Source organism: Caulobacter sp. SSI4214 (genome assembly GCF_012184455.1).
In the GTDB taxonomy this organism is placed as follows: domain Bacteria; phylum Pseudomonadota; class Alphaproteobacteria; order Caulobacterales; family Caulobacteraceae; genus Caulobacter; species Caulobacter vibrioides_E.
On record NZ_SZWJ01000050.1, the window covers coordinates 23,708 to 30,773 of the forward strand.

10 protein-coding genes and 1 pseudogene are annotated in these 7,066 nt (G+C 69.3%); 3 read left to right on the forward strand and 8 right to left on the reverse strand.

Annotated features, from left to right (window positions below; all coding sequences use genetic code 11):
• Window positions 1–7 precede the first annotated feature (7 nt).
• Entirely contained in the window at window positions 8–433 is a 426-nt protein-coding gene (locus tag FCU40_RS14805) for an EamA family transporter (protein WP_342672558.1), read from the reverse strand.
• A gap of 14 nt (window positions 434–447) precedes the next feature.
• On the reverse strand, window positions 448–1,623 hold the full coding sequence (gene dapE, locus FCU40_RS14810; RefSeq protein WP_168075908.1) for a succinyl-diaminopimelate desuccinylase: 1,176 nt from the start codon (window positions 1,621–1,623) through the stop codon (window positions 448–450).
• A gap of 50 nt (window positions 1,624–1,673) precedes the next feature.
• Here dapE and FCU40_RS14815 point away from each other — a divergent pair, with 50 nt between their 5' ends.
• The 3 genes from FCU40_RS14815 to FCU40_RS14825 all read left to right on the forward strand — a co-directional run bounded on the left by FCU40_RS14815 (window position 1,674) and on the right by FCU40_RS14825 (window position 3,251).
• On the forward strand, window positions 1,674–2,153 hold the full coding sequence (locus FCU40_RS14815; RefSeq protein ID WP_168075910.1) for a cupin domain-containing protein: 480 nt from the start codon (window positions 1,674–1,676) through the stop codon (window positions 2,151–2,153).
• A gap of 188 nt (window positions 2,154–2,341) precedes the next feature.
• Window positions 2,342–2,893, forward strand: coding sequence for a hypothetical protein (locus tag FCU40_RS14820; protein ID WP_241693623.1), 552 nt, complete (start codon window positions 2,342–2,344; stop codon window positions 2,891–2,893).
• Between the two features lie 4 nt (window positions 2,894–2,897).
• Window positions 2,898–3,251 carry a hypothetical protein gene (locus tag FCU40_RS14825; RefSeq protein WP_168075912.1) on the forward strand — a complete coding sequence of 118 codons (354 nt, stop codon included), beginning with the start codon at window positions 2,898–2,900 and terminating at the stop codon, window positions 3,249–3,251.
• Here FCU40_RS14825 and def read toward each other — a convergent pair.
• From def to FCU40_RS14855, 6 genes and pseudogenes are all read right to left on the reverse strand, one after another.
• Entirely contained in the window at window positions 3,248–3,769 is a 522-nt protein-coding gene (gene def / locus FCU40_RS14830) for a peptide deformylase (protein ID WP_004615769.1), read from the reverse strand. The two genes, FCU40_RS14825 and def, sit on opposite strands and share 4 nt — an antisense overlap.
• An 8-nt stretch (window positions 3,770–3,777) precedes the next feature.
• Window positions 3,778–5,067 carry a DNA recombination protein RmuC gene (gene rmuC, locus FCU40_RS14835; RefSeq protein WP_168075914.1) on the reverse strand — a complete coding sequence of 430 codons (1,290 nt, stop codon included), beginning with the start codon at window positions 5,065–5,067 and terminating at the stop codon, window positions 3,778–3,780.
• 51 nt (window positions 5,068–5,118) lie between these two features.
• Entirely contained in the window at window positions 5,119–5,721 is a 603-nt protein-coding gene (gene recR, locus FCU40_RS14840) for a recombination mediator RecR (RefSeq protein WP_168075916.1), read from the reverse strand.
• A complete protein-coding gene (locus FCU40_RS14845; protein WP_004615772.1) occupies window positions 5,721–6,149 on the reverse strand; it encodes a hypothetical protein in 429 nt (142 codons plus the stop codon). The genes recR and FCU40_RS14845 overlap by 1 nt, the downstream gene beginning before the upstream one ends.
• Window positions 6,150–6,174: 25 nt before the next feature.
• The gene (locus FCU40_RS14850) at window positions 6,175–6,504 is read right to left on the reverse strand and encodes a YbaB/EbfC family nucleoid-associated protein (protein ID WP_004615773.1); all 330 of its coding nucleotides are present in this window, start codon (window positions 6,502–6,504) and stop codon (window positions 6,175–6,177) included.
• 145 nt (window positions 6,505–6,649) lie between these two features.
• Window positions 6,650–7,066 (reverse strand): annotated as a pseudogene (locus FCU40_RS14855) (DNA polymerase III subunit gamma/tau); the annotation flags it as partial.

Genomic DNA, 7,066 nt, shown 5'->3' on the forward strand with positions numbered 1-7,066 from the left:
CGCCCCCTCAGACCCTTACGGCCACCAGCACCGCCCCGGCGGCGATCAGGGCCACGCCCAGCCAGTTCGCCGGCGACAGCTTCTCGCCGAGGAAGACCGCCGCGATGATCGCCACGAACACGACGCTGAGCTTGTCGATCGGCGCGACCTTGGCCGCCTCGCCGATCTTGAGGGCGCGGAAATAGCAGAGCCACGAGGCCCCGGTGGCCAGGCCCGACAGCACCAGGAACAGCCAGGACCGCCGGCCGATCTCGCCCGCCCCGCGCCACTCGCCCGACACCGTGACGATCAAGGCCGCGAAGGCCAGGATCACCACCGTCCTCACCAGGGTGGCGAGGTTCGAGCCGACGCCCTCGACGCCGATCTTGGCCAGGATCGCGGTCAGGGCCGCGAAGACCGCCGAGGCCAGGGCCCAGAAGGGCCAGCTCGCCAGGACGGCCCGTCCCATCAGGCGAAGGCCGCGAAATAGCGGTTGATCAGCGCCTCGTAGGCGACCGCCAGCTGGCGGATCTCCTCGACCGGAACCCGCTCGTCGACCTGGTGCATGGTCGAGCCGACCAGACCGAACTCGACGACGGGGCATAGGGCGCGGATGAAGCGGGCGTCGCTGGTGCCGCCGGTCGTCGACAGCTCCGGCGCGCGGCCCGTGGCGTCGGCGACGGCCGCGACGATGACGTCGGTGAAGGCGCCCGGCTCGGTCAGGAAGGCCTCCCCGCTGATCTTGCTCAAGACCTCGACGCGGCCCGAGAAGCCTTCCGCCGCCGCGCGGCATTCGGCCTCGATCCAGGCGGCCAGGTCCTTGCCCTTGTGGGCCGGGTTGAAGCGGATATTGAGGCGCGCCTTGGCGGAGGCGGGGATGACGTTGGTGGCGGCGTTGCCGACGTCGATCGTGGTCACCTCCAGGTTCGACGGCTGGAAACCGGTATAACCCTCGTCCAGCACCCGGCTCTGCAGCCGCGACAGGATGTCGACCAGCACCGGGATCGGATTGGCGGCGCGATGCGGATAGGCCACGTGGCCTTGGCGGCCGTCCACGGCGATCCAGGCGTTGATGCTGCCGCGCCGGCCGATCTTGACCATGTCGCCCAACAGGTTCGCCGAGGTCGGCTCGCCGACGATGCAGTGGTCGATGATCTCGCCCTCGGCGGCCAGGGCCTCGACCACCTTGACCGTGCCGTCCTCGGCCACGCCCTCCTCGTCGCCGGTGATCAGGAAGCTGATCGATCCCGGATGCGCGGGGATCTTGGCCACGGCGGCGACGAAGGCGGCGATCGCCGACTTCATGTCGACCGCGCCCCGGCCATAGAGGATCCCGTCCTTGATCTCGGCCTCGAACGGACCGGCGGTCCAGGCCGCGTCGTCGCCGACCGGCACCACGTCGGTATGGCCCGCGAAGCACAGGTTCGGCCGCGCCGTCCCGCGTCGGGCGTAGAGGTTCTCGATCTCGCCGAACTTCATCCGGCGGCAGGCAAAGCCCAGGGCTTCCAGCTGGCGTTGCAGCGTGTCCATCGCGCCCGCGTCGGCCGGCGTCACCGAAGGCCGACGGATCAGGGCCTGGGCGAGCGCGACGGGGTCGAGATTGGCGGGATCGATGCTGACAGTGGCGGGCGCGGGACTGGTCATGATCCTGGCTTTAGGCTTCCCTCCCGCCCGACGCAACGCAGAGCCGCCCCATGCCCAAGATCGACCTCTCCGCCGCCCCGACCCGGATCGGCACGGCCTATCCTGCACCGTTCAACGAACCTTGCCGCCAGCGCCATCGGATCAAGCTGGGCGACGCCGTCGGGCTCGATCAGTTCGGCGTCAACCTGCTGCGCCTGGCGCCCGGCGTCTGGTCCAGCCAGCGCCACTGGCACACGGCCGAGGACGAGTTCACCTGGGTGGTCGAGGGCGAGGTCGTCTTGGTCGAGAATGACGGCGAGACGGTGCTGCGGGCCGGCGACTGCGCGGGCTTCAAGGCCGGAGTGGCCAATGGGCACTGTTTCCAGAACCGCTCCGACCAGGACGCCCTGCTGCTGGAGATCGGCTCGCGGCGGCCGGACCAGGACGGCTGCGACTATCCGGATATCGATCTGGTTCTGCGGGATGGGGAGACGGTCTACCGGCGGCGCGACGGGACGCCCTACGACAGCGAAACCGGCCGGACGCGCTAGCCGTTCGACACGCCTTCGAATACCGACAACTGGCTTACGAAGGCGCGCTGGAACGCCGGCCGCGCGTCATAGGGCTGGCCGACCTCCTCCAGCGCCCAGCGCACCGACGGAGACGAACCGGCGTTCTTTCTGGAACCTTCACCATGCGGAGCGGTTACCGGTCACGCAGAGCCGTTTCGGGGATTTAAATGAGGACTTTGTTGTGCGTGGCGACCCTGGGCGCCGCCTGTCTTTCACCGATGGTCGCGATCGCCGAGGAGTCCGACTTCGATCCCGCGACGATCGACCTGGCCAAGCTGATCGAGTGCCGCACCTATCAGCCCGCGCAATATAACGCCCTGGCCTTCTGGATCGCGGGAGACGACAGTCGGGCCGCGCTGACGAGGTTTGGACTGTCGGAAACCGAGTCCGCCAATCCCATGCTCAGGATCTTCACGCTGAAGGCGCCGCTGACCGTGTTCGATCGCCAGACGCGGCAGATAGCCTTCGCGAGCTCGGGTCCCCTGGCCATCCTCGACGAAGCCGATCCGCATCCGCTGGCCAAATCCCTGGACGTCAAGGCGACTGTCGACACGCCAAGTAAGTTCCTCGGCGAGCGCGAGATCTCCGCCGTATCCGAGCGGGACGACAAGACCGGCATGACCTTCAAGACGCGGGTCGCGCTGAACGTCTCGACGGTCGCCTCCCATCCGGGCAAGACCCTGGCCGGCTGCAGCTACCGCATCGACCTCGCGGGCTGACGCCATGCGAAGCCAACACCTCATCGGCGGGCTGGCCGCCGCCGTCCTGCTGGCGGGCGGCGTGGCCCAAGCCCAGGATCTCTATGTCGGTACGGTCGCGCTCGAGAAGGGCGCGGTCGTTCTGACCCGCTGCGACCTCGTCCAGAACCGCTATGTGCTGCGGGACCGCAAAGGCGAGCGCGCGCAGCCTGTCGCCGGACTGCGCCAGAGGCTGAAGACGCTGAAGGCGCCGGTCTATGTCGAGGTGATCGGCGACTATGCCGAGCAGGGCGAGGACCACGTCCTGGACGTCATCGGCCTTGAGAACCTCAAGGCCGGAAAGTCCTGTCATCTATCGGACGCTCTAGGCGGCCGTTAGGCCGCCCGGCGGGCCTTCTTCACCTTGGTGATCGCCCGGTCGCGGCGCAGGCGCGAGAGGTGGTCGATGAAGAGGACGCCTTCCAGGTGATCCATCTCGTGCTGGATGCAGACGGCGTAGAGGCCCTCGGCCTCCTCGACGACGGTCTCGCCCTGATAGTTCATGTAGCGGATCGTCACCTTCGACGGGCGCTCGACCTCGTCGAAATATTCCGGCACCGACAGGCAGCCTTCCTCGTAGCCCAGCACCTCTTCCGAGCGCGACAGGATCTCGGGATTGACGAAGTAGCGCGGGGCCGGCTCCTCGCCCTCGCGGGCCAGATCCATGACGATGACGCGGATCGGCTCGCCGATCTGCACGGCGGCCAAGCCGATGCCGGGGGCGTCGTACATCGTCTCCAGCATGTCGTCCATCAGCGCGCGCAGGTCGTCGGTGACGGCCTCCACGGGCGTGGAAATCTTCTTCAGGACCGCCATGTCGGCGGCGTTATCGACGGTGAGGATGCGACGGATGGCCATGACCAAGGTCAGGTAGGCGTCTCATTTCCGAGCGTCAAGGTGGGAGATTGCCGCTCCCCCGCCGAGGCGGCCAGCTTGGTCAGCGGCCGCACGCCCTGATCGATGGCCGCCGGCTCGGCGATCTCCTTGCCCTCGTGGTCGACCGACAGCTCCTCGAAGCGCCGGGCCTGGGTCAGCACCTGGCTCTCCAGCGAGCCGACGAACTGGTTGTACTTGCCCACCGCGTTTTCCAGCGCCTTGCCCATGGCGCCGGCGTGGGCGCCCATCACCGAGACGCGCTTGTAGAGCTCGCGGCCGACCTCGACGATGCGGGCGGCGTTCTTGGCCTGGTCCTCGGCCCGCCAGCCATAGGCCACCGCCTTGCAGAGGGCGAACAGCGTGGTCGGCGTGACCAGCACCACCTTGCGCTCCATGGCCTCGGTCATCAGGTCGGGCAGGCGGTCCAGGGCCACGGCCAGGAAGCCGTCGCCGGGCACGAACATGGCCACGAAGTCGGGCGAGCCGACGCTGGCGAACTGGTCCCAATAGGCCTTGGACGATAGGCCCTGCATGTGGGCGCGGACGCTGGCGGCGTGACGCACCAGGGCCGCTTCGCGCAGCGCCTCGTCGGTGGCGTCCTGGGCCTCGAGGAAGGCGTTCAGGGAGCACTTGGCGTCGATCACGAACACGCCGCCGCCCGGCAGGGTGACGGTGACGTCGGGGCGGCGACGGCCCTCCTCGCTGTCGACGCTGAACTGCTCCTGGAAATCGAAGCGGCTGTTGAGGCCGGCGGCCTCCAGCACGTTGCGCAGGGTCTGCTCGCCCCACCGGCCCTGCACCCCCGCCCCGCGCCGCAGGGCGGCCGACAGCTTGCGGGCCTCGGCCTGGGTGGCCGTCGAGGCTTCCAGCAGGGCGGTGATCTGGGCCTTGAGGCCGCCGGTCTCTTCCGCGCGGGCCTTCTCGACGGCGGTGACCTGGGCCTCGAACTTGGCCAGGGTCTCGGCCACGGGCTTCAGCTGGGCCTCGATCCGCTGCTGGGCCAGGGTCTCGCGGCTGCGGAACGTTTCCTCCGTGCGCTTGATCAGGGCCTCGGCGACGGTATTGGCGGTCATGGTCGCCATCTTGTCGGCCTGGGCCCGGATCAGCTCGCCCTGGGTCTGGGCCTGCTCCTCCAGCATCCGCATCCGCTCGCCGGCCTGCCAGGCCTCGAGCTCGGCCTTGGCGGCGCGGCGCTGGGCGGCGATCGCCCACAGGGCGCAGGCCAGAGCCGCCAGGGCGAGGACGACGGCCAGGATCAGGAACGGGTCGGAAAAGTTCATGCTCCGTTCCTACCCGAAGTCACCGCGGGGCGAAAGGCGAATGCGATGTCGTCAGGCTGGCCGCCGGGCGCGCAGGGCCTGGGCGATGGTGCCATCGTCCAGCCAGTCGAGGTCGCCGCCGACCGGCACGCCCCGCGCTAGCATGGTCACCGGAACGCCGCTCGCCGCCAACCGATCGGCGATGTAGTGGGCCGTCGTCTGGCCGTCGACCGTCGCCGGCAGAGCCAGGATCACCTCGGCCACCGTTCCGCCCGCGACCCGCGCGACCAGCTCGCCGATCCGCAAGCTGTCGGGGCCGACGCCGTCCAGCGCCGACAGCAGGCCGCCCAACACGTGGTAGCGCCCCTTGAAGGACCCGCCGCGCTCCATGGCCCACACCGACCCGACCTCCTCGACCACGCACAGCAGGCGCGCGTCCCGCGTGGCGTCGGCGCAGATCGCGCAGGGATCGGTCGTGTCGAACGATCCGCAGACGGAGCAGGCGCGAACCTTGGCCTGAGCCTCGGCCATGGCGGCGGCCAGCGGCGCCAGCAGCGTGTCGCGCTTCTTGAGCAGCGCCAGGGCCGCGCGACGGCCCGAGCGCGGCCCCAGCCCCGGCAGCTTGGACAGCAGGGCGATCAGGCGCTCGATCTCGGGTCCGGCGGAAGCGGCCATCAGTCCTTCTTCTTGTCCGCGTCGGGACGTGGCAGGGGCTGGGCGCGGCGGCCGGCTTCCAGGATCGGCAGGCCGGCCTCGGTCGGGATGTAGATCACCTGGTGGCCGCCCTGGGCCGAGGTTTCTTGCAGCATCTCGATATAGCGCCAGCGCAGATAGCCCTCGGGACCGCCGAGGCTCTCGGCGATGATCTTGTTTGCGGCCGCCACGCCCTGGGCCCGGCGAATCTCGGCCTTGGCGTCGTAGTCGGCGGCCTCGTACTTGGCCAAGGCTTCCTGCACGCGCACCTGACGGTTCTGACTGGCGCGGGCGAGCTCGGCCTCGCCATGCTTGCGCGCGGCGTAGACATTGTAGCTGGGCCAGCCCACCAGGAGGGCGACGATGACGACGAGGATCACTCCGATCCCGGCGAAACTCAAACTCCGCATCACCACCCTCCTCTTGGCTTCTATTCTAGAACTTCATCCCCGGCAGGCCGCCCATCAGGCCCGCCATCGGGCCGGCGGCCTCCTGCATCAGCTGGGCCTGCTTGGCGTCGAGCTTCTTCTTGGCGTCGGCGTGGGCGGCGATGATCAGGTCGGCGATCACCTCGCCCTCGCCCGGCTGAACCAGGCTCTCGTCCATCAGAACGCGGACGAGCTCGCCATTGCCCATCAGCGTGACGGTGACCATTCCGCCGCCCGAGGTGCCGTCGACGGTCGTCTCGGCCAGGCGCGCCTGGGCGTCCGCCAGTTTCTGCTGCATGGCCTGGGCCTGCTTCATCAGGCCGCCGAGGTCTTTCATGGTCTCAATCTCCAACGCTTCGAATTCCCCTCCCCTTGATGGGGAGGGGTAGGGGTGGGGTGGCGCGGCGGTTGATGCAGCGCATGGCGGCCACCTCAGCAGTCACCCCCATCCCAAACCCTTCCCCCATCAAGGGGGAAGGGCCTTATCCCTCTTCCTCGTCCGGCTCCAGCGGCGGCGCCTCGGGGGTGAGGATCTTGCGGATCTCGACGATCTCGGCGCCGGGGAAGGCCGCCAGCACCGAGGCGACGAAGGGGTCGGCCTTGATCGCCTCCAGCGCCTCGCGCTCCTCGCGCTTCTGGCGCTCCATCAGGCTCTCGGCCCCGCCGCCGCCCTCGGCCGCGACCAGCCACGGCTGGCCGGTATGCTCCTTCAGGAAGCGCACCAGGCGTCCGGCGAGATTGCCGGGCGCGCCGGGCGCGGCCTCGAAGGTGATCGCGCCGGGGCGGAAGCTGATCGGGCGGACATACTGCTCGACGTCCAGCCGCAGGCCGATGTCGCGCTTGGCGGCGATCAGGGCCATGACGTCGTCGAACGAGGCCAGGACCGGCATGGCCTGGGC

Excerpts from the sequence above, each read along its gene's own strand:
- FCU40_RS14815 (WP_168075910.1), top strand. The coding sequence starts at position 1,674 with ATGCCCAAGATCGACCTCTCCGCCGCCCCGACCCGGATCGGCACGGCC.
- FCU40_RS14820 (WP_241693623.1), top strand. The coding sequence starts at position 2,342 with ATGAGGACTTTGTTGTGCGTGGCGACCCTGGGCGCCGCCTGTCTTTCA.
- recR (WP_168075916.1), bottom strand. The coding sequence starts at position 5,721 with ATGGCCGCTTCCGCCGGACCCGAGATCGAGCGCCTGATCGCCCTGCTG.
- FCU40_RS14845 (WP_004615772.1), bottom strand. The coding sequence starts at position 6,149 with ATGCGGAGTTTGAGTTTCGCCGGGATCGGAGTGATCCTCGTCGTCATC.
- FCU40_RS14825 (WP_168075912.1), top strand. The coding sequence starts at position 2,898 with ATGCGAAGCCAACACCTCATCGGCGGGCTGGCCGCCGCCGTCCTGCTG.
- rmuC (WP_168075914.1), bottom strand. The coding sequence starts at position 5,067 with ATGAACTTTTCCGACCCGTTCCTGATCCTGGCCGTCGTCCTCGCCCTG.
- dapE (WP_168075908.1), bottom strand. The coding sequence starts at position 1,623 with ATGACCAGTCCCGCGCCCGCCACTGTCAGCATCGATCCCGCCAATCTC.
- def (WP_004615769.1), bottom strand. The coding sequence starts at position 3,769 with ATGGCCATCCGTCGCATCCTCACCGTCGATAACGCCGCCGACATGGCG.
- FCU40_RS14850 (WP_004615773.1), bottom strand. The coding sequence starts at position 6,504 with ATGAAAGACCTCGGCGGCCTGATGAAGCAGGCCCAGGCCATGCAGCAG.